Below are 23,699 nucleotides of genomic sequence, written 5' to 3' on the forward strand. Positions count from 1 at the left end.
GGACGGGCCTCCCGACAAGTCCGCCTCCCCGGAAGCCGACCGTCTTCCTACGAGCCCACTTCCTGACGATGGGATCGCCTCGTGCGCGTTCTGTTCTGCGTCTTTCCCCACACCTCCCACCTGCACGCCGTCGTTCCGCTCGCCTGGGCGCTGCAGAACGCCGGCCACGAGGTGCGCGTCGCCCTGCACCCGGACGCGCTGAACCTGGCGACCGATGCCGGGCTGAGCGCCGTGGCCATCGGCACCCGCGAGCACCTCGGGGAGATCGTCGCGGCGAACCCGGACCCGGCCAAGCTGCCGAAGCTCACCGGTTCGATGGCGCTCGACCCGGCCGCGGGGCCGGGCCGCCTGCAGGCCCAGTGGCTGCACTACACCGCCATGCTCGCCCAGTACCGCCCCGTCGTGGACGACCTGGTCGCTCTGGCCCGGCGCTGGCGGCCCGACCTCGTGCTGTGGGACCCGCTGTGCGTCCCGGCCGCCGTCGCCGCCGAGGTGACGGGCGCGGCCCACGCGCGTTTCCTGTGGGGCCAGGACAACATCGCCTGGCTGCGGGCCAAGCAGCTCGAAGCGGCCGCCGCGGCCCCGGCGCCGGGGGCCACCGCTCCCCGGCCGCGCCGGGACCCGGTGCGGTCGCTGATGCGCCCGATGCTGGAGGCGTACGGGCTCGACTACCGCGAGGAGCTGCTGCTCGGCCAGTGGACCGTGGACCCGTCACCGGAGGCCATGCGGCTTCCGGCCGCGCCGGTCTACGTGCCGATGCGCTGGGTCCCGTACAACGGGGGCTCCCCGGTGCCCGCCTGGCTGGACGAGCCGCCCCGTCGGCCCCGGGTCGCCCTGACGCTCGGTGTCGGCGGGCGGGGGAGGCAGCTGTTCGAGGAGGCGGGCGTGACCTTCGCGGAGGTCGTCGCGGCCATCACCGGGCTGGGTGCGGAGGTGGTGGCGACCGGCCATCCGGGGCTGCCGCCGGGCGCGGAGGCGCCCGAGGGGGTGCGGCTGGTCGACTACCTGCCGCTCAACCAGCTCCTGCCGACCTGTTCGGCGGTGATCCACCACGGGGGCGCGGGCAGCTTCGCCGCGGCGGTCGCGCACCGGGTGCCGCAGCTCGTCACTCCCGTGCCGTTCTGGTCGGAGAGCGAGACGGCCCGCTACGTCGAGGAGCGGGGAGCCGGACTGGCCCTGGAGACGGATCAGTTCACTCTGGACGCCTTCTCCGCGCGGCTGCGCAGGCTGCTCACCGAGGACGCCTTCCGGGACGGGGCGCTGATGCTGGCCAAGGAGACGCAAGGCGTGCCAGGCCCGGCGGAGTTGGTGCCGGTCCTGGCCGAACTCACCCTGCGGCACCGCCGATGAGCGCGGCGGTGTGGGCGGACACGCGGGTCCGGGCCGGGGCGGCACGGGGGTTCGACGCGCCGGTCGTCCTGCGCCCGCGTCACGACGTGTCGGTCGCCGAGCGGCTGGCGCGATCGGCGGCGGCCCCCGAGGGGGCCGCGATCGCCACGGAGGACGTGGCGGGCTGGCTGGCCGAGCGGGCGCGGGCGCATCCCTTCGAGGTGACGCGGATCCCGTTCGACGCGCTGGAGGGCTGGGGGTTCGAGGAGGGCACCGGCAACCTGGTGCACCGCAGCGGCCGGTTCTTCACCGTCGAGGGTCTCGACGTGTCGCCCGGCGGAGCCGCGCCGGGATGGCAGCAGCCGGTCATCGTCCAGCCGGAGGTGGGCATCCTGGGCCTGCTGTGCCGGGAGATCGACGGAGTGGCCCACTTCCTGCTCCAGGCCAAGATGGAGCCGGGGAACGTCCACCTGCTCCAGCTCTCCCCCACCGTTCAGGCCACCCACAGCAACTACACCCGGGTCCACCGGGGCGGCCGGGTGCGGTACGTGGAGTACTTCACCGATCCGGGCCGGGGCCGGGTGGTCACCGACGCGCTCCAGTCCGAGCACGGCTCGTGGTTCCTCCGCAAGGCCAACCGGAACATGGTGGTGGAGATCCACGAGGACGTGGAGCCGCACGAGGACTTCCGGTGGCTGACGCTGGGGCAGATCCACCGGCTCCTGCGCCGCGACCACCTGGTGAACATGGACACCCGCACCGTGCTGTCCTGCCTGCCGTTCGCCGATCCGCACGCGGGCGCCCTGCACCGGGACGCGGAGGTCCTCTCCTGGATCACCGGGCGACGCGCGGCGCACCGCCTGCGCTCCCGCCGGATGCCGCTGGCCGCCGTGGCGGGCTGGCACCGGTCGGCCGACCGGATCGAGCACAGTGGGGGCGGCCACTTCCAGGTCGCCGCCGTGGCCGTACGGGCGGGCAACCGCGAGGTCGGTCGGTGGAGCCAGCCGCTGTTCGCCCCGGTCGGGACCGGCGTCACCGCGTTCGTGCTGCGCCGTTTCGACGGGGTGGCGCACGTCCTGGTGCGGGAGCGGCCGGAGGGCGGGCACGGCACCGCCCTCGAATTCGGTCCGACCGTGCAGTGCACCCCCCGGGCGCACCGTCCGCCGCCCGCCTTCCTCGACCTGGTGCTCGGCGCGGCGCCGGAGCGGATCCGGTACGACACGGAGCACAGCGAGGAGGGCGGCCGGTTCCTGGCGGCCCGGACCCGCTGCCTGATCGTCGAGGCGACCGGGGAGGAGGCGCCCGCGCGCCCTCCGGCCGGCTTCCGGTGGGTCACCCCGGGCCAGCTCACCACGCTGGTGCAGCACGGCCACTGCCTGAACGTCCAGGCACGCACCTTGCTCGCGTGCCTCAACTCCCTGGAGGAGGAATCAAGTTGATCCATCTCTCCGCAGAAGCGAAGGAGTCGGAGCGGGAACCGGTGCGGTTCGGGGTGCTGGGGTGCGCCGACGTGGCCCGGCGTCGCCTGCTGCCCGCGCTGCGGGCCGATCCCGGCACGAGGATCACCGCCCTGGCATCTCGCAGCCGGGAGACGGCCGAGGCGTGGGCCCGGGAGTACGGCTGCGCCGCGGAGTACGGCGCGTCCGGCTACGCGGCGCTGCTGGCCCGTACCGACGTGGACGCGGTGTACGTACCGCTGCCCGCGGCCCTGCACGGCCGGTGGGCCGAGGCGGCGCTGCGGTCCGGCAAGCACGTGCTCTGCGAGAAGCCGCTGACCACGGACGGGCGGAGCACGGCGGCGCTGGTCGAACTGGCCGCGGCACGGGGCCTGGTGCTGGCGGAGAACGTCATGTTCGTCCACCATCCGCAGCACGAGGTGGTCCGGGGCCTGGTCGCCGACGGCGCGATCGGTGAACCGCGCCTGCTCAACGCCGCGTTCGAGATCCCGGCGCTGCCCGAGGAGGACATCCGCCACCGGCGGGAACTGGGCGGCGGCGCCCTGTTCGACGTGGGGCTGTATCCGGTGCGGGCGGCCCTGCACCTGGTGCCGGGGCCGCTGTCCGTGGTCGACGCCGAGCTGACGGAGCGGCCGGGCCGGGAGGTGGAGACGGGCGGCTGGGCGCTGCTGCGCAATCCGGCGGGGGTCACCGCCCGGCTGGCGTTCGGGCTGGAGCACCCCTACCGCTGCCGGTACGAGCTGCACGGCAGCGAGGGGAGCATCGTCGTCGACCGGGCGTTCACCCCGCCCGCCGACCACCGTCCGCGGCTGAGGCTGTACCGCGCGGACGGCTCCACGGGCCCGCGGGGGCGGGTGCTGGAGCTCCCCGCGCACGACCAGGTGGCGCACACGCTCGCGGCCTTCACCGCCGCCGTGCGCGCGGAGGGCGGCGCCCCCGCCCCCGACCGGGTCCTGCTGGAGGAGGCGGCGCTCCTCGAAGACATCCGCCGAAGGGCCGCACGGCCCTCGTACGGGCACGCCGCCGCCCCCGCTCCCCTGCCCGCCGCATCCGTATCCGTACCCGTGTCCGCCGGGAGTCCAGAGTGATCAACGTTTTCCAGCCCAGCCTGGGCGAGGCCGAACTGAGCGCGGTGGCCGAGGTGTTCGCCGACAACTGGCTCGGTCACGGTCCGCGCACCGCCGCGTTCGAGGCGGAGTTCGCGGCGCACCTGGGGGTGCCCGCCGACCGGGTCGTCTTCCTCGCCTCCGCCACGGCGGGGCTCTACCTCACGACGGAGCTGCTCGGACTGGGGCCCGGCGACGAGGTGGTGATGCCCAGCATCAGCTTCGTCTCGGCGGCCAGCGCCGTGGCGTCGACCGGCGCGCGCCCGGTCTTCTGCGACGTGGACCCGGACACCCTCAATCCGTCCGCCGAGCAGATCGCGCGGGCGCTGACCGACCGGACCCGGGCCGTGCTCGTCCTGCACTACGGCGGCGGCCCCGGCGACATCGCCCGCATCGCGGAGCTCTGCGAGAGCCGCGGTGTGCCGTTGGTCGAGGACACCGCCTGCGCGGTCGCCTCCCGCGTGGGCCCGCGCGCGTGCGGCACGTTCGGCTCGCTCTCCGTGTGGAGCTTCGACGCGATGAAGGTGCTGTCCACGGGGGACGGCGGCATGCTGTACGCGGCCGACCCGGTGGTCGCGGAGCGGGCCCGGCGGCTCGCCTACCACGGCCTGGCCCAGTCGAGCGGCCTGAGTGCGGCGCGGAACGCCGCGGGCGGCGGCCCCGACGCCGCCGGCGAAGCCCCGGACGCCGCAGCCGGCGACCGGGGTGCGGAGGCCGACGCCAACGGCGGCGGCCCGGACGGCACGGGCACGGGGCCCACGAGCCCGCGCACCGCCCCCGGAGCCCCGGCGCCTCAGCCCGGCGCCACGGGCGCGCGGGTGCCGTCCCGCTGGTGGGACCTCGATGTCCGCGATTTCGGCCGGCGGGTGATCGGCAACGACCTCACGGCGGCGATCGGCAGTGTGCAGCTGCGCCGGCTGGAGGCGATCGTGGACCGGCGCGGAGAGGTGGCCGCCGCCTACGACCGGCTGCTGTCCCCCCTCGACGGGGTGCGGCTGCCGCCGCCGCTCCCACCGGACCACACCACCTCGCACTACTTCTACTGGGTGCGCCTGGATCCGCGGATCCGCGACGCCGTCGCGTCGGAACTGCTCGGACGCGGCGTCTACACCACGTTCCGCTACCCGCCGCTCCACCGCGTCCCTGCCTACGGCCACCACGGACCGCCGCTGCCGCACACGGAGTCGGCGGCGGAGGCGACCCTGCTGCTGCCGCTGCACCAAGGGCTCTCCGACGCGGACGTGGCCACCGTCGCGGCGGAGTTCCGCGCGTCCGTCGAGGCCCGTACCCCTGCCCGGCCGACCGGGCTCCCGAAGGAAGGCGTCCCCGCATGACCACCTCTCCGCCCCGTACGGAGCACACCCCGGACCACGTCCCCGCCCCGGACGCCCAGCACGCGGACGAGGGCGCCGGGACCGCGTACAGCGCCCGGCACGCCGAGATCTACGACCACATCCACGCCGCCCGGGGCCGTGACTGGGACGCCGAAGCCGACGCCGTCGCCCGCCTGGTGTTCGAGCGGCGCCCCGGCGCGCGTTCGGTGCTGGACGTGGCGTGCGGCACCGGCGCCCATCTGCGGCGGCTGCGCGAGCACTTCCCCGTCGCCGAGGGGCTGGAGCTGTCCGGCACCATGCGGGAGATCGCCGCCGCCCGACTCCCCGGCAGCACGGTCCACCGGGGCGACATGCGCGACTTCGACCTCGGCACGGAGTACGACGCCGTGCTGTGCATGTGCTTCTCCATGGGGTACATGGCGTCCACGGTGGAACTGGCGGCCGCCGCACGGTCGTTGGCCCGCGCTCTGGCACCGGGCGGCGTGGTGGTCGCCGAACCCTGGTGGTTTCCCGAGCAGTTCCTCGACGGGTTCGTCACGGGCAGTGTCGCGGAGTCCGACGGCCTCGTCGTCAGCCGGGTCTCCCGGTCGGTGCGGGAGGGCCGGCGCTCGCTGATGACCGTGCGGTACACGGTCGCCGACCGGGCCGGGCTGCGTGCCTTCACCGAGCTGGAGACGTACTCCCTGTTCACCCACGAGGAGTACACGGCCGCGTTCACCGCCGCCGGGCTCGACACCACGTACCTGCCCGGTCCGCCCAACGGACGGGGGCTCTACGTCGGGGTGCGGACGTGACCCGGGTGACCCGGGGACGCGTCCCCGGCGTCGTCGTACTCGAACCGCACCACCTCACCGACGAGCGGGGCGTGTTCTACGAGGGAGTGCGCACCGACGCCCTCACGGCCGTGACGGGCCGGCCGTTCGCGCCCCGGCAGGTCAACTACTCGGTCTCCCGCCGGGGCACTCTGCGCGGTCTGCACGGCGTGAGGGTCCCGCCGGGCCAGGCGAAGCTGGTCACCTGCGTGCGCGGGTCGGTGCGCGACGTGGTGGTCGATCTGCGGCTGGGCTCCCCCGAGTTCGGCACGTACGAGACGACCGCGCTGGACGCGGAGTCGGGGCGCGCGGTGTACGTCCCCGAGGGCGTGGTGCACGGGTTCCTGGCCCTCACCGACGACGCCTGCGTCAGCTATCTGCTGTCCACCCCGCACGTGCCCGGTACCCAGATCGACATCGACCCGCTCGACCCGGACCTCGCCATCGCGTGGACGGCCGGGGCGCCCGCGGACCTGGAGCTGCTGCTGTCGGCGAAGGACCGGGCCGCCCCCGGGGTGCGGGAGGCCGAGGCCGCCGGTCTGCTGCCGTACTGGCGGGGCTCGCGGCACCCGGCGGCGCCCCTGCCCCAGCGGTCGGGGGCTTCCGGGTGACCGCCCCACCGGCAGGCGCGCCCCGGCAGCCAGCGGCCCGGGGCCCGTGGCAGGGCCGGACCGTCCTGGTCACCGGGGCCGCCGGCTTCGTCGGCTCGCACTTCGCCGAGGGGCTGCTGGCCCGGGGAGCCAGGGTGATCGCGCTGCACCGGGGCGACGACCGGGCCGTACTCGGACAGCTCCCCCGCACGCCCCGGCTGCGGCCCGTCCGTGCCGACCTCCTCGACGAGGCGGCCCTGGAACGGGTGTTCGCCGGGGCGCCGGACGGCGTGGACGCCGTGGTGCACTGCGCCTCGCTCACCGGGAACCTCCTCTCGCGGCGCGAGCGTCCGGCCACCTTCCTCGACACGGGCGTCCGCGCGGTGTCGCACATCCTGGACCTCGCCCGCAGGTACGGCGTCCGCGACACGGTCCTGCTCAGCTCCGCCGAGGTCTATCTCTCGGCCACCGAGCACCCCACCCGGGAGGAGGACGACTTCCGCACGGCGCTCCCGTACGCGCCGGACGGCTACTACCTCGCGAAGAACTACGCGGAGATGCTGGCCGAGGCGTACGCCCACGAGCACGGAATGCGGATCTTCCGGCCCCGGCTCACCAGCGTCTACGGGCCGCGCGACGACTTCCGGGCGGGTACCGACCGGGTGGTCCCGCGAATGTTCGCACGGGCCGCGGCGGGCGAGCCCATCGAGATCTGGGGCGACGGCTCCCAGACCCGCACCTACCTGTACGTGACCGATCTGGTCGACGCCACCCTGCGGATGGTCGAGCGGAACACCCACACCGTGCTGAACATGGCCGCCGCCGAGACGGTCTCCCCGGTCCGCCTCGCGCGGCTGGTCTGCGCCGCGCTGGGCCGCCCGGAACTGATCACGTTCAACCGCGCCGCCTCCGGTGGGCGGCCGAACCGCACACTCGACCTGTCCCGGCTGCACGAGGTGATCGACTTCCGGCCGCGGACCCTCCAGGAGGGCCTGCGGGCCACGGCCGCGTGGTACCGGTCGCACCACCTCTCCGCACAGCAGCACCCGCGCCCACTCCCCGAGCCGCCCTCCCCGACAGAAAGCTGCGTGAGATGACTTCGTGCCGTGTTTGCGGTGGCCCCGTGGTCGAGTTCTTCGATTTCGGGCGCCAGCCGGTCTCGGACGTGTTCCCCGCCCCCGCCGACATCGGGACGGAGCACTTCTACCGGCTGGCCGTCGGCTTCTGCACCGACTGCACGATGGTGCAGCAGCTCGAAGAGGTCGACCGGGAGAAGATGTTCCCCGCCGACTACCCCTACCGCTCGTCCGGTTCCTCGCTCATGCGCAGGCACTTCGAGGAGACCGCGGCGCACTACCTGGCGACGGAGCTGGACGGTCCGGATCCCTTCTACGTGGAGATCGGCTGCAACGACGGCATCATGCTCAACTCCGTCCGCGCGGCCGGTGTGCGCCATCTCGGCGTCGACCCCGCCGAGCACGCCGCCCTGGCTGCCGGCGCGACCGGCAGCCGGGTCCACATCGGCTTCTTCGAGGAGGCGGCCGCGCGGCGGATCCGGGAGGCCGAGGGCCCCGCGCAGCTCGTCTTCTCCGCCAACACCATCAGTCACATCGCCTACATCGACTCGGTGTTCGCGGGGGCGCGGGCCCTGCTCGCCGAGGGCGGCGTCTTCGTCTTCGAGGACCGCTACCTGGGCGACATCGTCACGCACACCTACTTCGACCAGGTCTACGACGAGCACTTCTACCTGTTCTCGGTCCGCTCCGTGCAGGCCATGGCGCGGCAGTACGGATTCGACCTGATCGACGTCGAGCACCTCTCCGTCCACGGCGGCACCATGCGCTACACCACGGCCCGCGCGGGCGAGCGCACCGTGCTGCCCGCGGTCGCCCGGTGGCTCGCCCACGAGCACGACCGGAAGCTCTCCGAGCAGGCCACCTACGCCTCGTTCGGCGCGAAGGTCGAGTCCCACTGCACGGAACTGCGCGCACTGCTGACGCGGTTGAAGGACGAGGGCAAGCGCGTGGTCGGCTACGGCGCGACCTGCAAGAGCGCCACGGTCACCAACTACTGCGGCATCGGTCCCGACCTGATCTCCGCGGTGTGCGACTCCACGCCCGACAAGCAGCACCGCGTCACCCCGGGCTCCCACATCCCGATCCTCCCCCCGGAGCACTTCTCCTCCCCCTACCCCGACTACGCGGTGCTCTTCGCGTGGAACCACGCGGAGGAGATCATGGCGAAGGAACAGGAGTTCAAGGCCGCGGGCGGCCGGTGGATCCTCTACGTCCCCGACGTCCACCTGGCCTGACACACGCCCCGGGCCGCCGGGGGCGGCGGCCCGGACGGCCCGGTCAGCGGAGGGCGGGGATGACGGTGGAGCCGTACGCGTCGATGGTGCCCTCGCGGTGGTCGTGCATGTTGTAGACGGCGAACTGATCGACGCCGAGGTCGCGCAGGTGTCGGAGCTTCTCGATGTGGGCCTCGGCGGGGCCGACGAGGCAGAAGCGGTCGATGATCTCGTCGGGGACGAAGGCGGTGTCGGGGTTGCCGGCGCGGCCGTGATGACCGTAGTCGTAGCCCTGCCGGTCCTTGATGTACGCGGTCAGCTCCTCCGGGACCATGCCGGAGTGCTCGCCGTACTTGGCGACCAGGTCGGCGACGTGGTTGCCGACCATGCCGCCGAACCAGCGGCACTGGTCCCGGGCGTGCGCGAGGGCGTCGGGGGAGGCGTCGGCCGTGACGTACGCGGGGGCGGCCACGCAGATCGTGAGGGCGTCGGGGTCGCGGCCGGCGTCGGCGGCGGCCCGGCGGACCGCCTTGACCATCCACTCGGTGAGGAAGGGGTCGGCGAGCTGGAGGATGAAGCCGTCGGCCTTGCGCCCGGCGAGCGCGAGCGCCTTGGGCCCGTAGGCCGCCATCCACACGGGCAGCTTCCCGTCCCTGATCCACGGGATGCGGACCGGGTTGCCGTCCACCCGGGCCTCCCGCCCCTCCGCGAGGTCGCGGATCACCTCGATGGCCTCGCCGAGTCGGGCCAGGGTGTTGGGAGCGCGGCCGGCGACCCGCATCGCCGAGTCGCCGCGGCCGATCCCGCACACCGTGCGGTTGCCGTACATGTCGTTGAGCGTGGCGAAGGTGGAGGCCGTCACCTCCCAGGTACGGGTCCCCGGATTGGTCACCATCGGGCCGACGTGGAGCTTGGTGGTGTGTTCGAGGATCTGGCTGTAGATGACGAACGGCTCCTGCCACAGCACGGCGGAGTCGAAGGTCCAGCCGTAGCGGAAGCCATTGCGTTCCGCCCGGCGCATCAGGCCCACGACCTGGGACGCGGGCGGGTCGGTCTGCAGGACGAGTCCGAAGTCCACGCCAGGACCTCCAAGTTCGTATCGGTACGGGTGGTGTCCGGGCTTCAGCCCAGGTACTGGCAGGTGGAGCGGGGCACGAACGTGCCGTGGCCGGCTCGGCCGGTGTACGTGCCCCGGTCGACGACGACCTCTCCCCGGGACATGACCGTCTCGACCCGGCCCGTGACCGTCCTGCCCTCGTAGGCGGAGTAGTCGACGTTCATGTGGTGGGTCTCGGCCGACAGCACCTGGGTGGCGTTCGGGTCGTAGACGACGACGTCGGCGTCCGCGCCGGGCGCGATGGTGCCCTTGCGCGGGTAGAGGCCGAACATCCGGGCCGGCGAGGCGCAGGCGATCTCGATCCAGCGGCGTCGGGTGATGTGGCCGTCCACGACCGCCTGGTGGAGCAGGTCCATCCGGTGCTCGACGCCCGGCATGCCGTTGGGGATCTTGGAGAAGTCGCCGCGGCCCATCTCCTTCTGGCCCGAGAAGCAGAAGGGGCAGTGGTCGGTGGAGACGACCTGGAGTTCGTTGTTCCGCAGGCCCCGCCACAGGGCCTCCTGGTGCTCCCTGGGGCGCAGCGGGGTGGAGCAGACGTACTTGGCGCCTTCGAAGCCGGGCTCGGCGAGGTTGTCGGTGGAGAGGAACAGGTACTGCGGGCAGGTCTCGCCGAAGACCGGCAGGCCCCGGTGGCGGGCGGCGGCGATCTCCTCGACGGCCTCGTCGGCGGAGACGTGGACGACGTAGAGGGGCGCTCCCGCGACGCGGGCGAGCTGGACGGCGCGGTGGGTGGCCTCGGCCTCCAGGGCGACCTTGCGGACGTCCCCGTGGTAGCGGGGGTCGGTGCGTCCTTCGGCGAGCGCCTGCTCGACGAGGACGTCGATGGCGATGCCGTTCTCGGCGTGCATCATGATCAACCCGCCGTTGCCGGCGGCCCGTTGCATGGCGCGCAGGATCCGGCCGTCGTCGCTGTAGAAGACGCCGGGGTAGGCCATGAACAGCTTGAAGGAGGTGATGCCCTCGGAGACGAGGTGGTCCATCTCCTTGAGCGAGGAGGGGTTCACGTCCGCGAGGATCATGTGGAAGGCGTAGTCGACGGCGCAGTTGCCGTCGGCCTTGGCGTACCAGGCGTCCAGCCCTTCGCGCAGGGAGCGGCCCACGCTCTGGATCGCGAAGTCGACGATGGTGGTGGTGCCGCCCCAGGCGGCGGCCCGGGTGCCGGTCTCGAAGGTGTCGGCGGCGTACGTCCCGCCGAACGGCATCTCCATGTGGGTGTGCGCGTCGACGCCGCCCGGGATGACGTACCTGCCGGTCGCGTCGATCCGCCGGTCGGCGCTCCAGCTCTCGGCGGCGTCGGTGCCGTGGGCGGCGAGCGCGGCGATCCGGCCGCCCTCGACGAGCACGTCGGCGTGGATCTCGTCGGACGCGGTGATGACCAGGCCACCGTGGATGACGGTGCGGCTCATGGGGTCTCCTCAGCTGCGGGCCCGCCCCCGCCGGCCCGGTGGGCGCGGCGCGGGGGCGGCCCGCGCGGTTCGTGTGCGTGACGACCGGTGGGGGCGGGTCTCAGGCCGCCGCGTGCAGGGCGTCCGCGAGGATCGCCGCGCCCTCCTCCGCCTCGGCGACGGTCAGGGTCAGCGGTGGGGCGATCCTGAGGACGCTGGTGTGGTGGCCGCCGCCCTTGCCGATGAGCAGCCCGCCCGCGCGGGCCGCTTCGAGGACGGCCGCCGCGGCCTCGGGGGCGGCCTCGTCGGTGCCGGGCCGCACCAGTTCGATGCCGATCATCAGTCCCCGGCCGCGCACCTCGCGTACGGCGGGGGACGCGGCGGCGACGGAGCGCAGCCGTTCGATGAGGAGCCCGCCGACGCGTCGCGCGTTGCCCTGGAGGTCGTGTTCCAGGAGGTACGAGAGGTTGGCGAGCGACGCGGCCATGGTGACGGGTGAACCGCCGAAGGTGGAGATGGAGTTGGCGTCGAGGCAGTTCATCACCTCGGCGCGGGCCACCACTCCCCCGACCGACATGCCGTTGCCGATGCCCTTGGCGAAGGTGAGGATGTCCGGCGGGCCGTGCTCCGCGTGTGCCTGCCAGCCCCAGAAGTGGTCGCCGGTACGGCCCCAGCCGGTCTGCACCTCGTCAGAGATCCACAGCACCCCGTGCCGGTCCAGGACCTGCCGGAACGCGGCGAACAGCCCGTCGGGCGGAGAGGTGAACCCGCCGACCCCCTGCACCGGTTCGGCGATCAGGGCGGCCGGGACGCGGGTGTGTCCGAGGAGGTCCTCCAGGTCCGCCACGCACGCCTCGATGAACCGCTCGTCGCTCAACTCGGCGTAAGGGCCGCGGGATCGGACGCCGCCGTGAACGTACAGGGTCTGGAGCGGGGACAGACTCGTGGGCGACCACGCCTGGTTGCCGGTGATGGAGACCGTGGAGAAGGAGCGGCCGTGGTAGCTGTTGCGCATCGCGAGGATCTGGTTGGACCCGCGGTACGCGGTGGCGAGCAGCAGGGCCGTGTCGTTGGCCTCGGTTCCGGAGGTGGTGAAGAAGACCCGGGCGTCGGGGATGCCGGAGAGGGCGGCGATCCGTTCGGCCAGCTCCACCATGGGGCGGTTGAGGTAGAGCGTGGAGGAGTGGATGATCCGCCCGGCCTGTTCGGCGACGGCCTTGGTGACCTCGGGCAGGGCGTGGGCGGTCATGGTGGTGAGGATGCCGCCGAAGAAGTCGAGGTAGCGGTTGCCGTCCGCGTCCCAGACGTACCGGCCCTCGCCGTGGGTGAGTTCGACGGGGTGGCGGTAGTAGAGGGCCAGCCACTCGGGGCTGACGGCGCGGTGGCGCTCGTACAGTCCGCTCACGGCTGCACCAGCCCGTCGTAGGCGTCTGGCCGCCGGTCGCGGTAGAAGGCCCACTGGGTGCGAACTTCCTCGATCAGGTCGAAGTCGAGGTCCCGGACGAGGAGTTCCTCCTCCTTGTCGCTGGCGACCTCCCCGACGAACTGGCCGCGCGGGTCGACGAAGTAGCTGGTGCCGTAGAAGTCGTTGTCGCCGTACTCCTCACGGCCGACGCGGTTGATCGCGGCGACGAAGTACTCGTTGGCGACGGCCGACGCGGGCTGCTCCAACTGCCAGAGGTGGCTGGAGAGTCCGCGTGAGGTGGCGGAGGGGTTGTACACCAACTGGGCTCCGCCGAGTCCGAGTTGCCGCCAGCCCTCGGGGAAGTGCCGGTCGTAGCAGATGTAGACGCCGACCTTGCCGACGGCGGTGTCGAAGACCGGCCAGCCGGCGTTTCCGGGCTTGAAGTAGTACTTCTCCCAGAACCCCTTGACCTGGGGGATGTGGTGCTTGCGGTACTTGCCGAGGTAGGAGCCGTCGGCGTCGATCACGGCGGCGGTGTTGTAGTAGAACCCGGACCGCTCGATCTCGAAGACCGGGACGACGATCACCATGCCGGTCTCGCGGGCCAGGTCCCGCATGCGCCGGACGGTCGGCCCGTCCGGGACGGGTTCCGCCCAGCGGTAGTGCTCGGGTTCCTGCACCTGGCAGAAGTAGGGGGCGTTGAACACCTCCTGGAAGCCGATGATCCTCGCCCCCTGCCGGGCGGCCTCGCGCGCGTGTTCCTCGTGCTTGGCGATCATGGACTCGGTGTCGCCGGTCCAGGTGGCCTGGACGAGGGCGGCGCGTACGACGTGGGACATGGGCTGCTCCTTCGACGCGGCGGCGGAGAGCCCTCGGACCCTCTACGCACGTAGACCGGTGCATGGAGGGAGAACGTAAGCCCGTCCGTCCGGCGGGGCAAGACCATCGCCGTGAACCGGTGGAGTCGATCATGTTTCGCACCCGACCGGTCCACAACGGTCAGCGCAGGACATCGCGCCGGCAGCGCCCGGCGGGCCGGAAGGAGAGGAGCGGTTCAGGAGCGGGTCAGAAGGTGACCGCGATCCCCGTGTGCGGACGCTTGCCGAGACGGGCGATCATGGCCGGCCAGTCGACGAGCCAGAACTTCCAGGTGTACTTGCGGGCCAGCAGCTTGCGCACCGCGCGGGTGCCGTCCTCGTCGAGCAGCCGCGCCGTGCCCCGCGCGCTGGGGGCGCCTTCGGCGATCCTGCCCCGTACGTCGCAGACGGTGACGACGACCTCGGCGTTGCCGCGCAGCCGCTTGACCTTCCACGAGTCGGAGCGGGTCCAGACGTACAGCACCCCGTCGTCGGCGGCGGCCCAGACGGGCGTGGCGACCGGGGTGCCGTTCTTCCGGTACGTGGTCAGGCTGACGTACTCGCTGCGTGCGAAGTCCTGGAGGGTCACGGCGCGACCCTACGCGGTCCCGGAGGCGTCCGCCCGGCCGGGGCCGTCCGCGTGGGTCAGGGTCTCCCAGGCGACGAAGAGGTCGTCGGTGCCACCGGGCCGCCGGGAGGCCGCCAGCTTCTCGGTCTCCGGGAGGGCCAGGTGCAGGCGGTGGCCCAGGTGGTTCATGGCGACCTCGACGTCCGGGCCCATGGTCCGCTCGATCCGGCCGCCGCACAGCCATTTCGGCGGTTTCGCGCCGAGCTGGTAGCGGGCGTGGAACTCCAGGGCGGCGCGCAGCCGTTCGGCCTGCTCGGCGTAGAGGTCGACGCCCTGGTGCCAGGCGGTCTCGGCGATGTGCGCGATGGCGGCGAGCGCGTACCCGATGTGCATGAGGTTGCGGCAGGTCTCCTGCCCGAGCCCGTCCACGTACGTGCGCTGCCCGAACCAGTACGTCCGGATCTTCTCGGGCGTGTCGAGGGTGCTGCCGGGCGGGGTCTTGGGCAGCGGGCCGTCGGAGGTCAGGTAGAAGTAGGCGGGCACCCGGTCGCGGAAGCGGCGCAGCGCGTCGGCGAAGACGGCGCGGTCCTCCAGGAAGACGGCGATGCCGATGGTGGCGTCGGTCATGGCCAGTTCCCAGTTGCCGTTGTAGTCGGCCACCGGCGCGGTGACGGCGGGCAGGAACGCTTTGCGCAGCATCCACTTGAAGCGCTCGACGGCGGGCGGCTCCCATCCCGGGTAGGTGGCGTGGACGAGGTCGGCGGCCCTGGCCCAGGTGGATCGGGACCAGGCGGCCTGGAGTCCGGCGTTGCCGTCGCTGTGCCGCTTGAGGACGGCGGACCAGGCGTCCATGATCCGTACGGCCTCGACGGCGTGGCGGCGCTCGCCGGTGAGCCGCCAGAGCAGGGCGTGGGTGTACGCGGCGATGGCGTCCTCACGCTCCGCCAGGCAGGCGGGCGGGCCCGCCTCGGGCGGGCAGGCCACGTCCGCCACGGGGTGCGGGGCGTAGGCGAGGGAGGCGTAGCGGCTGGCGCGCATCGCGTCGAACGCGGACTTCCAGGGCTCCCGCCCCTCCGTGACCCGTTGCCGCACGGCGGCGAGTCCGTCGCCGCCGACCACCACCCCGGGGTGGCGGAACACTCCGGAACCGTTGGCGCCCCGGGGAGCGGCGGAGTCGGGGGCGGCCGGCGCGCAGCCGGGCAGCAGGAACAGCGGGGCGATCAGTGCGGCGATGAGCCGTTTCCGTACGGGCACGCCTCCACGGTGGACCGGGGCGGGGCGGCTCGCAGGATCTGTTGCGCCGCCCGGGGTTACGCGATGAGCGGCTCGGCGGCCTGTTCCGCGCAGCGGCCGAGGATCTCGTCCATGGAGAGGCCCAGCGCGCCGGCGAGGGCGGCCACGGTGAAGAAGGCCGGGGTGGGGGCGCGGCCGGTCTCGATCTTGCGCAGGGTCTCCGCGGAGATTCCGGCGCTCGCGGCGACGGACGCCATGCTGCGCTCCCCGCGCGCCGCGCGGAGCAGGGCGCCGAGCCGTTCGCCGCGCAGGCGCTCTTCGGGTGTCAGAGGGGTGCGGACCATGCGGCCATGGTACTACGGGATGCCATTTCTATACCGTCATTACTATACCGCTCCGACCGGTATAGTAATGGGCATGGTGGACATCAAGACGGACCGACAGATCGAAGCGATGCGCGAGGCCGGCCGGGTGGTCGCGCGGATCCTGAACCGGGCGCGGGAGGTGGCGGCGGTCGGCGTGACCCCGCGCGAACTGGACGAGGCCGCCCGCGAGGTGCTGAGCGAGGCCGGCGCCTCCTCCCCCTTCCTCGACTACAAGCCGCACTTCGCCCCCACGCCCTTCCCGGCCGTCATCTGCGTCTCGGTCAACGACGCGGTGGTGCACGGCATCCCCTCCGCCGAGCCGTTGCGCGACGGAGACCTGGTGAGCGTGGACGCGGGCGCGCTCCTCGACGGCTGGGCCGGCGACTCGGCGATCAGCTTCACCGTGGGCGGGGCCCGCCCGGAGGACGCCCGGCTCATCGCCGCGGCGGAGGAGGCGCTGGCCGCCGGGATCGGCGCCGCCGTGGTGGGGAACCGGATCGGCGACATCGCCCACGCGATCGGCACGGTCTGCCGCGACGCGGGCTACGGCATCCTGGAGGGGTACGGCGGGCACGGCATCGGCCGGTCCATGCACGAGGACCCGTCCGTGCCGAACGAGGGGCGCCCCGGCCGGGGCATGACGCTGCGCCACGGGATGGTCCTGGCGATCGAGCCCATGCTGCTCGCCGGGGGTCTCGACGAGTTCCGCCACGACGAGGACGGCTGGACGCTGCGGACGACCGACGGCAGCCGGGCCTCGCACGCCGAGCACACGGTGGCGATCACGCACGACGGCCCGCGCGTCCTCACCGCGCTCTGACGGCGCCGTACGGCCGACCTCGGCCGCACGGCGCCCGCCGCCCCCGCCGCTTCCGGTCGGGTCAGTGGCGGCCGTCCGGACGGACCACCATGGCCGAGCCGCCGCCCCGGCGCGCCTTCTCCGCCGCCGCGAGCCAGCGGCCGTCCGGCAGCCGCTGCACGCCGGTGGCGGCTCCGATCTCCGGGTTCTGCTTGAAGGCGTGGCCGAGCCTCTCCAGCTCCGCGCGGACCGGGCTGTTCCACAGCGCCGGCTCGATCTCCGTCGTCGGCGCGTTGCGCTGGCTGGCGCGCGGCGCGGCGATCGCGTCGACCAGCGGAAGGCCCCGGTCCAGGTGGCCGGTGAGCGACTGGAGCACCGTCGTGATGATCGTGGCGCCGCCCGGCGAGCCGAGGGCCAGCACCGGCCTGCCGTGATCGAGCACGATGGTCGGCGAGATCGACGAACGCGGCCGCTTCCCCGGGCCCGGCAGGTTCGGGTCGTGGACCGCCGGGTTGGCGGGCGCGAACGAGAAGTCGGTCAGCTCGTTGTTGAGGAGGAAGCCGCGTCCGGGCACGGTGATGGCGCTGCCGCCGGTGGACTCGATCGTCAGCGTGTAGGCGACGACGTTGCCCCACTTGTCGGCCGCCGTCAGGTGCGTGGTGTTCTCGCCCTCGAACGTCGTCGGCGCGGCCGTGCCGCCGCTGCCGCACCGCCGCGGGTTCCGCGGGTCGCCCGGCGCGAGCGGGCTGGTCAGCGCCTTGTCGTCGCGGATCAGGCACTCCCGGGCGTCCGCGAACCGCTGGCTCAGCAGCTCCTTGGTGGGGACGTCCTCGAACGCGGGGTCGCCCACCCAGCGGCCCCGGTCGGCGAACGCGATCCGGCTCGCCTCGATGAGCCGGTGCAGGTACTGGACGCGGTCGGCCCGGGAGAGGTCGGTGGACTCCAGGATGTTGAGGGCCTCACCGACACTGGTGCCGCCGGACGAGGAGGGGGCCATGCCGTAGACGTCAAGGCCCCGGTAGTTCACCCTGGTCGGGTCCTTGCGCAGGGTCCGGTAGGACGCCAGGTCCGCGCGGGTCAGATCGCCGGGCCGGACGACCCGGTCGGCGTCCGGATCGACGGGGGGCCTGCGCACGGTGCGCACGATGTCGTCCGCCAACTCGCCCCGGTACAGCTCCCGTACGCCCTTGCGGCCGAGCTTCTCGTACGTACGCGCCAGGTCGGGGTTCTTGAACACCGAGCCGACGGCGGGGAGTTCGCCGCCCGGAAGGAACAGCTTCGCGGAGGCGGGGAAGTCGGCGAACCGGGCCTGGTTGGCGGCGGTCTGGGAGCGGAAGGTGTCGTCCACGACGAAGCCGTCCCGCGCCAGGCGTTCGGCCGGTTTCAGCAGCGTACGCAGGGACTTGCTGCCCCAGGCGTCCAGCGCCCGCTCCCAGGTGGCCGGGGTGCCGGGCGTGCCCACGCCGAGGCCGCTGGTCACGCCCTCCTCGAACGGGATCGGCTTGCCGTTCTCCAGGAAGAGGGAGGAGTCGGCACTGCGCGGGGCGGTCTCACGGCCGTCGATCGTCCGCACCGTGCGGGTCTTCGCGTCGTAGTGGACGAAGTAGCCGCCCCCGCCGATGCCCGCCGAGTACGGCTCCGTCACTCCGAGCGCGGCGGCCGTGGCGACGGCCGCGTCCACCGCGTTGCCGCCCTTGCGCAGCACCTCGATCCCGGCGGCCGACGCGTCCGGGTCGACGCTCGCCACCGCTCCCCCGTACCCCACCGCCACCGGGGACTTGGGCGGCGCGGGGCGCCCGGCGGTGGACGGCGCCGAGGCCGCCGGGGCGACGGCGCCCACCGACGCCACCACGGCGAGGACGGCCAACAGCGATGTGTTCCGGCCGACGGAACGACGCATACGTACCTCCAGTCAACGGATCTCCCGCCGCAGGGTAGTCGCGGGCGGCCCGGATCGTCAGGACCGCCTCGAAAGGAGTCCGGCCGACCCGGGCGCCGCCCCCGCCCCGCACGTCGGCCGGCGGCGGCGCCCGAGGAGCGCGAAACCCCGAGCGAGCCCGCCGCCCGGCCCCGCCCCGACCGGTCGCTCCGTCGCCCCGCCCCGACCGCGCCCGCTGTGCTACCCCGCCTCGGGCCGCAGCTTCGCCTTGACCACCTTCCCGCCGGCGTTGCGCGGCAGCGCGGGGAGCAGCACCAGGTCCTTGGGGGTCTTGTACGAGGCCAGTCGCCCGCCGAGGAACGCGGTGAGCTGGTCCAGCGACAGGGTGGCGCCCGGCGCCACGGCCGCGTAGGCGACCGGGACCTGCCCCCACCGCTCGTCGGGGCGGCCGACCACGGCGACCTCGCGCACGGCGGGGTGCTCGGCGATGGTGTTCTCCACCTCGGCGCAGTAGATGTTCTCGCCGCCGCTGATGATCATGTCCTTCTTGCGGCCGACGACCCAGACGAAGCCGTCGTCGTCCTGCCTGACCAGGTCTCCGGAGTGGAACCATCCGCCGTGGAACGCCTCCGCGGTCTCGTCCGGCCTGTTCCAGTAGCCCCGGGTCACCGTGGGTCCGCGGTAGACGATCTCGCCGATCGAGCCGGCCGGTACGTCGTTCATCTCCGCGTCCACGATGCGGTACTGGATCGTCGGGATGGGCCGCCCCACCGATCCGAGCCTGCGCAGCGCGTCCTCGCCCCGCAGGACGCAGGTGATCGGCGAGGTCTCGGTCTGCCCTCGACCCCGGCCGGATCGACGACATCGTGCTCGGCGTCGTCTCGCCCGTGGGCGAGCAGGGCGGTGACATCGCCCGTACCGCCGCCCTGGTCGCCGGCCTCCCGCACACCGTCGCGGGCGTTCAGGTGAACCGTTTCTGCGCCTCCGGCCTGGAGGCCGTCAACCTCGCCGCCCAGAAGGTCGCCTCCGGCTACGAGGACCTCGTCCTCGCGGGCGGCGTCGAGTCGATGTCCCGGGTCCCGATCGGCTCGGACGGCGGGGCCTACGCACAGGACCCCACGACCGCGTACGACGGCTACTTCGTCCCCCAGGGCATCGGCGCCGATCTGATCGCGACGATCGAGGGCTTCGGCCGCGAGGACGTGGACGCCTACGCCGCCCGTTCCCAGGAGCGCGCCGACACCGCCTGGCGGGAGGGGCGGTTCGCGAAGTCGGTCGTCCCCGTGCGCGACATGAACGGCGTCCTGCTGCTGGACCACGACGAGCACCGCCGCCCGGGCACCACCGTCGACACGCTCGCCGCGCTCTCCCCCTCCTTCGCCGCCATCGGCGACCGGGCGGGGTTCGACGCGGTGGCGCTGCAGAAGTACACGCACCTGGAGCGCGTGGAGCACGTCCACCACGCCGGCAACAGCTCGGGCATCGTCGACGGCGCCGCCCTCACCCTGATCGGCAACCGCGCGGCAGGCGAACGGCTCGGCCTCACCCCCCGGGCCCGGATCGTCTCGACCGCCGTCACCGGCGCGGAGCCCACCATCATGCTCACCGGCCCCACCCCCGCCACCCGCAAGGCGCTGGCGAAGGCGGGTCTGACCGTCGACGACATCGACCTGTTCGAGCTCAACGAGGCGTTCGCCGCCGTCGTCATGAAGTGGCAGCGGGACCTGAAGGTCCCCGACGAGAAGGTCAACGTCAACGGAGGGTCGATCGCCCTGGGCCATCCGCTGGGCGCCACCGGGGCCATGATCCTCGGCACCGTCCTCGACGAGCTCGAACGCACCGGCGGACGGCGCGGACTCGCGACGCTGTGCGTGGGTGCGGGCATGGGCATCGCCACCGTCATCGAACGCCTCTGACCCCCGACCCCCGCACCGCGAATGGGAGCCATCGCCATGCCCGCATCCGCCATCACCCTCACACGCGACGCCGACGGGATCGTCACCCTCCTCCTGGACGATCCCTCCTCCTCGGTCAACACCATGAACGACGCCTTCATGACCGGTCTCGAAGAGACCGTCCCCCGGCTGGAGGCCGAACGGGAGGACATCACCGGAGTCCTGCTCAGGTCCGCCAAGAGAACCTTCTTCGCGGGAGGCGATCTGAACCGGCTGAGCTCCGGGAGCGCCGACCGAGCGGCCGAGGAGACCGCCTACATCGACCGGATGAAGGACTTCATGCGCCGGCTGGAGCGCCTGGGCCGGCCGGTCGTCGCACTGCTGGAGGGCACCGCGCTGGGCGGCGGCCTGGAGGTCGCCCTCTGCGCCCACCACCGGATCGCCACCGACGCCCCGGACAGCCGTTTCGGCCTGCCCGAAGTGGGCCTCGGCCTCATTCCGGGCGGCGGCGGCATCACCCGTACGGTCCGGATGCTGGGCCTGCGCGCGGCGCTCTCCGAGGTCATCCTCCCCGCCCGCAGGTTCGCCCCGCGCGACGCGCTGGCGGCAGGGCTGGTGGACGAGGTCGTCGCCGACGCCGCGGAGGCGGAGACCCGGGCGCGCGACTGGATCGCCGCCCATCCCGACGCCGTACAGCCCTGGGACGTCAAGGGGTTCCGGCTGCCGGGCGGGGACGTCCGGGATCCCGGGATCGCCGCCGTCCTGCCCGCCCTCTCCGGGCTGCTGCGCAAACGGACCAAGGGGGCGCCGATGCCCGCATCGCGCGCCGCGCTGGCCGCCGCCGTGGAAGGCGCCCACGTCGACTTCGACACGGCGTCCCGGGTGGAGACCCGCTATCTGGTCAGCCAGGTCACCAAGAACATGATCAAGGCGTTCTTCTTCGACCTGCGCAGCATCACCTCGGGCGCGAGCCGGCCGCAGGTGTACGAGCGCTTCGCGGCGAAGAAGGCCGGTGTCGTCGGCGCCGGGATGATGGGCGCCGGAATCGCCTACGTGAGCGCCCGCGCCGGTATCGGCGTGGTCCTCAGGGACGTCACCCGCGAGGCGGCGGAGAAGGGCAAGGACTACGCGCGCGGTCTGGAGGAGAAGGCGGTCGCCGCCGGGCGGAGGACCCGCGAGGAGGCCGACGCGCTGCTCGGCCGGATCACGACGACCGACGAGGCCGCCGACTTCACGGGGGTCGACCTGGTCATCGAGGCGGTCTTCGAGTCGGCCCCGCTCAAGCAGCGGGTGTTCCAGGAGGTCCAGGACATCGTGCGCCCCGACGCGGTGCTCGGCTCCAACACCTCGACCCTGCCCATCTCCCAGCTCGCCCGGGGGGTGAAGCGGGAGAGCGACGTCATCGGCATCCACTTCTTCAGCCCGGTCGACAGGATGCAGCTGGTCGAGATCGTCCGCGGCGTGCAGACCTCCGACGAGACGCTGGCCAAGGTCTTCGACTACGTCCTGCAGATCGGCAGGACGCCCATCGTCGTCAACGACTCCCGCGGCTTCTTCACCTCCCGCGTGATCGGACGGTTCATCGCGGAGGCGGTCGCCGCCGTCGGCGAGGGCGTCGAACCGGCGACGGTGGAACAGGCCGCGCTCCAGGCCGGATATCCGGCGGGCGCACTCCAGTTGCTGGACGAGCTGACCCTGTCGCTGACGCAGCGGATCCGCGTCGAGACCCGGGCCGCCGAGGAGGCGGAGGGCAGGACCTGGGTGGCCCACCCCTCCGAGGACGTTGTGGACTGGATGCTGGAACAGGGACGCGTGGGCCGCCGCGAGCGGGCCGGCTGGTACGACTACGACGACTCGGGCAAGCGGCTCGGCATCTGGCCGGGGGTCCGCGACCGGTACGGCTCGGGCCGCCGGACCCTCCCGCTGCGGGACCTCCAGGAGCGCATGCTCTTCGCCGAGGCCCTCGACAGCATCGACTGCCTGGAGAGCGGCGTGCTCACGAGCGTCGCCGACGCCAACGTCGGCTCCATCCAGGGCATCGGCTTCCCCGCCTGGACCGGCGGCGTTCTGCAGTACGTCAACCAGTACGAGGGCGGGCTGCCCGGATTCGTCGCGCGGGCACGGGAGTTGGCGGCGGCCTACGGAGACCGCTTCCTGCCGTCCGCCTCTCTCGTCGAGCGTGCCGAACGGGGTGAGATCTATGCCTGACCCCGCACCGACCACCCTGCCCGCACCGCGGCTGCGCACCCGGTTCACCGATCTGCTGGGCATCGAACACCCCATCGTCCAGGGCGGGATGATGTGGGTGGGCCGGGCCGAACTGGCCGCCGCCGTCTCGGAGGCCGGCGGACTCGGGATCATCACCGCGCTCACCCAGCCGACCCCCGCCGAGCTGGCCCGCGAGATCGAGCGGACCCGGAAACTCACCGACAAGCCGTTCGGGGTCAACCTCACCATCCTCCCGACGATCACGCCGCCGCCCTACGACGCGTACCGCCGGGCGATCGTCGACTCCGGTGTGACGATCGTGGAGACCGCCGGGTCGAGCCCCGAACCCCACATGGAGTTCTTCGCCGAGCACGGCGTACGGGTGATCCACAAGTGCACCAGCGTCCGCCACGCCGTCAAGGCCGAGCGGCTGGGCGTGGCGGCGGTCTCCATCGACGGCTTCGAGTGTGCCGGGCATCCGGGCGAGGACGACGTGCGGGGCTGGTCCTGGTTCCCGCCGCCGCCGACGCGCTGACGATCCCGTTCGTCGCGTCGGGCGGGTTCGCGGACGGCAGGGGGCTGGCGGCGGCGCTCGCACTGGGGGCGGACGGGATCAACATGGGCTCCCGGTTCCTGTGTTCGGCCGAGGCGCCGGTCGCCGCTTCGGTCAAGCGGCGCATCGTGGAGGCGTCGGAGCTGGACACCCGCCTCGTCTTCCGGGAACTGCGCAACACCGCACGGGTGGCCCGCAACGAGGTCAGCGACGAGGTGGTCCGCCTCCTGGCCGCCGGGGGCGCCTTCGACGACGTGCGGTCGCTGGTGTCCGGGGCACGGGAGCGGCGTGTCTTCGAGGAGGGCGACCTCGACGCCGGGATCTGGTCGGTCGGGCTCGCCCAGGGGCTGATCCGGGATGTCGCGCCGGCCGGGGACCTCGTACGGCGGATCGTCGCCGAGGCGCGGGAGGTGATGCTGCGGCTGGCCGAGCGCACGAGCGGCTGACCGGACCCCGGGCCGGGCGGGAGGCGCCGGCCCGGTAGCGCCGGTTCCGCTCCCCGGGCCCTCCTGACACC

The 23,699-nt window shown here is 73.1% G+C and carries 21 protein-coding genes and 1 pseudogene; 13 read left to right on the plus strand and 9 right to left on the minus strand.

What is annotated here, in order from left to right; all coding sequences use genetic code 11:
* The first annotated feature begins 81 nt into the window (after nucleotides 1-81).
* From IF19_RS0100290 to IF19_RS0100325, 8 genes are read left to right on the plus strand one after another with little or no spacing between them, the layout of a single operon-like run.
* Complete coding sequence (locus IF19_RS0100290) at nucleotides 82-1,350, plus strand: nucleotide disphospho-sugar-binding domain-containing protein (protein ID WP_030277406.1); 1,269 nt, start codon at nucleotides 82-84, stop codon at nucleotides 1,348-1,350.
* Nucleotides 1,347-2,768, plus strand: coding sequence for an NDP-hexose 2,3-dehydratase family protein (locus IF19_RS0100295; protein WP_078580851.1), 1,422 nt, complete (start codon nucleotides 1,347-1,349; stop codon nucleotides 2,766-2,768). The genes IF19_RS0100290 and IF19_RS0100295 overlap by 4 nt, the downstream gene beginning before the upstream one ends.
* On the plus strand, nucleotides 2,765-3,874 hold the full coding sequence (locus tag IF19_RS0100300) for a Gfo/Idh/MocA family protein (RefSeq protein ID WP_234310423.1): 1,110 nt from the start codon (nucleotides 2,765-2,767) through the stop codon (nucleotides 3,872-3,874). Before IF19_RS0100295 ends, IF19_RS0100300 begins: the two co-directional genes overlap by 4 nt.
* Nucleotides 3,871-5,226, plus strand: coding sequence for a DegT/DnrJ/EryC1/StrS family aminotransferase (locus IF19_RS1000000138020; protein WP_030277402.1), 1,356 nt, complete (start codon nucleotides 3,871-3,873; stop codon nucleotides 5,224-5,226). The genes IF19_RS0100300 and IF19_RS1000000138020 overlap by 4 nt, the downstream gene beginning before the upstream one ends.
* Nucleotides 5,223-6,020 carry a class I SAM-dependent methyltransferase gene (locus IF19_RS0100310; RefSeq protein WP_078580849.1) on the plus strand — a complete coding sequence of 266 codons (798 nt, stop codon included), beginning with the start codon at nucleotides 5,223-5,225 and terminating at the stop codon, nucleotides 6,018-6,020. Before IF19_RS1000000138020 ends, IF19_RS0100310 begins: the two co-directional genes overlap by 4 nt.
* Nucleotides 6,017-6,649 (plus strand): dTDP-4-dehydrorhamnose 3,5-epimerase family protein, encoded by a 633-nt coding sequence (locus IF19_RS0100315; protein ID WP_234310422.1) that lies wholly within the window; start codon nucleotides 6,017-6,019, stop codon nucleotides 6,647-6,649. Before IF19_RS0100310 ends, IF19_RS0100315 begins: the two co-directional genes overlap by 4 nt.
* A complete protein-coding gene (locus IF19_RS0100320) occupies nucleotides 6,646-7,725 on the plus strand; it encodes an NAD-dependent epimerase/dehydratase family protein (RefSeq protein ID WP_050493893.1) in 1,080 nt (359 codons plus the stop codon). Before IF19_RS0100315 ends, IF19_RS0100320 begins: the two co-directional genes overlap by 4 nt.
* A complete protein-coding gene (locus tag IF19_RS0100325; protein ID WP_030112537.1) occupies nucleotides 7,722-8,939 on the plus strand; it encodes a class I SAM-dependent methyltransferase in 1,218 nt (405 codons plus the stop codon). Before IF19_RS0100320 ends, IF19_RS0100325 begins: the two co-directional genes overlap by 4 nt.
* A 43-nt stretch (nucleotides 8,940-8,982) precedes the next feature.
* Here the strand turns inward: IF19_RS0100325 and IF19_RS0100330 are convergent, their stop codons facing one another.
* The 7 genes from IF19_RS0100330 to IF19_RS0100360 all read right to left on the minus strand — a co-directional run bounded on the left by IF19_RS0100330 (nucleotide 8,983) and on the right by IF19_RS0100360 (nucleotide 15,827).
* A complete protein-coding gene (locus IF19_RS0100330) occupies nucleotides 8,983-9,996 on the minus strand; it encodes a TIGR03842 family LLM class F420-dependent oxidoreductase (RefSeq protein WP_030121805.1) in 1,014 nt (337 codons plus the stop codon).
* Between the two features lie 44 nt (nucleotides 9,997-10,040).
* Nucleotides 10,041-11,441, minus strand: a complete 1,401-nt coding sequence (gene hydA, locus IF19_RS0100335) for a dihydropyrimidinase (RefSeq protein WP_030112540.1) — start codon at nucleotides 11,439-11,441, stop codon at nucleotides 10,041-10,043.
* Nucleotides 11,442-11,541: 100 nt separating this feature from the next.
* A complete protein-coding gene (locus tag IF19_RS0100340; RefSeq protein ID WP_030112541.1) occupies nucleotides 11,542-12,825 on the minus strand; it encodes an aspartate aminotransferase family protein in 1,284 nt (427 codons plus the stop codon).
* Nucleotides 12,822-13,664, minus strand: coding sequence for a nitrilase-related carbon-nitrogen hydrolase (locus tag IF19_RS0100345; RefSeq protein ID WP_030112542.1), 843 nt, complete (start codon nucleotides 13,662-13,664; stop codon nucleotides 12,822-12,824). The genes IF19_RS0100340 and IF19_RS0100345 overlap by 4 nt, the downstream gene beginning before the upstream one ends.
* Nucleotides 13,665-13,890: 226 nt before the next feature.
* Nucleotides 13,891-14,271 carry a PPOX class F420-dependent oxidoreductase gene (locus tag IF19_RS0100350; RefSeq protein WP_030112543.1) on the minus strand — a complete coding sequence of 127 codons (381 nt, stop codon included), beginning with the start codon at nucleotides 14,269-14,271 and terminating at the stop codon, nucleotides 13,891-13,893.
* Nucleotides 14,272-14,280: 9 nt separating this feature from the next.
* Complete coding sequence (locus IF19_RS0100355) at nucleotides 14,281-15,504, minus strand: alginate lyase family protein (RefSeq protein WP_030277398.1); 1,224 nt, start codon at nucleotides 15,502-15,504, stop codon at nucleotides 14,281-14,283.
* Nucleotides 15,505-15,560: 56 nt separating this feature from the next.
* On the minus strand, nucleotides 15,561-15,827 hold the full coding sequence (locus IF19_RS0100360; protein WP_030112546.1) for a helix-turn-helix domain-containing protein: 267 nt from the start codon (nucleotides 15,825-15,827) through the stop codon (nucleotides 15,561-15,563).
* 73 nt (nucleotides 15,828-15,900) lie between these two features.
* Here IF19_RS0100360 and map point away from each other — a divergent pair, with 73 nt between their 5' ends.
* Entirely contained in the window at nucleotides 15,901-16,668 is a 768-nt protein-coding gene (gene map / locus IF19_RS0100365) for a type I methionyl aminopeptidase (protein WP_030112547.1), read from the plus strand.
* A 61-nt stretch (nucleotides 16,669-16,729) separates the two neighbouring features.
* Here the strand turns inward: map and ggt are convergent, their stop codons facing one another.
* Nucleotides 16,730-18,547 (minus strand): gamma-glutamyltransferase, encoded by a 1,818-nt coding sequence (gene ggt, locus IF19_RS0100370; RefSeq protein WP_030277396.1) that lies wholly within the window; start codon nucleotides 18,545-18,547, stop codon nucleotides 16,730-16,732.
* A 219-nt stretch (nucleotides 18,548-18,766) separates the two neighbouring features.
* Nucleotides 18,767-19,345: an AMP-binding enzyme gene (locus IF19_RS0100375; protein ID WP_078580847.1), complete on the minus strand. Its 579-nt coding sequence runs from the start codon at nucleotides 19,343-19,345 to the stop codon at nucleotides 18,767-18,769.
* Between the two features lie 20 nt (nucleotides 19,346-19,365).
* Here IF19_RS0100375 and IF19_RS0100380 point away from each other — a divergent pair.
* The 4 genes and pseudogenes from IF19_RS0100380 to IF19_RS1000000138870 all read left to right on the plus strand — a co-directional run.
* Nucleotides 19,366-20,442, plus strand: a pseudogene (locus tag IF19_RS0100380) (acetyl-CoA C-acetyltransferase); the annotation flags it as partial.
* A gap of 36 nt (nucleotides 20,443-20,478) precedes the next feature.
* Entirely contained in the window at nucleotides 20,479-22,629 is a 2,151-nt protein-coding gene (locus tag IF19_RS0100385; RefSeq protein WP_030112551.1) for a 3-hydroxyacyl-CoA dehydrogenase NAD-binding domain-containing protein, read from the plus strand.
* A complete protein-coding gene (locus IF19_RS1000000138865; RefSeq protein WP_275589762.1) occupies nucleotides 22,622-23,164 on the plus strand; it encodes an NAD(P)H-dependent flavin oxidoreductase in 543 nt (180 codons plus the stop codon). The genes IF19_RS0100385 and IF19_RS1000000138865 overlap by 8 nt, the downstream gene beginning before the upstream one ends.
* Nucleotides 23,095-23,628 (plus strand): NAD(P)H-dependent flavin oxidoreductase, encoded by a 534-nt coding sequence (locus IF19_RS1000000138870; RefSeq protein ID WP_275589761.1) that lies wholly within the window; start codon nucleotides 23,095-23,097, stop codon nucleotides 23,626-23,628. The genes IF19_RS1000000138865 and IF19_RS1000000138870 overlap by 70 nt, the downstream gene beginning before the upstream one ends.
* Nucleotides 23,629-23,699 lie beyond the last annotated feature (71 nt).

Source organism: Streptomyces californicus (assembly GCF_000717645.1).
In the GTDB taxonomy this organism is placed as follows: Bacteria; Actinomycetota; Actinomycetes; order Streptomycetales; family Streptomycetaceae; genus Streptomyces; species Streptomyces californicus.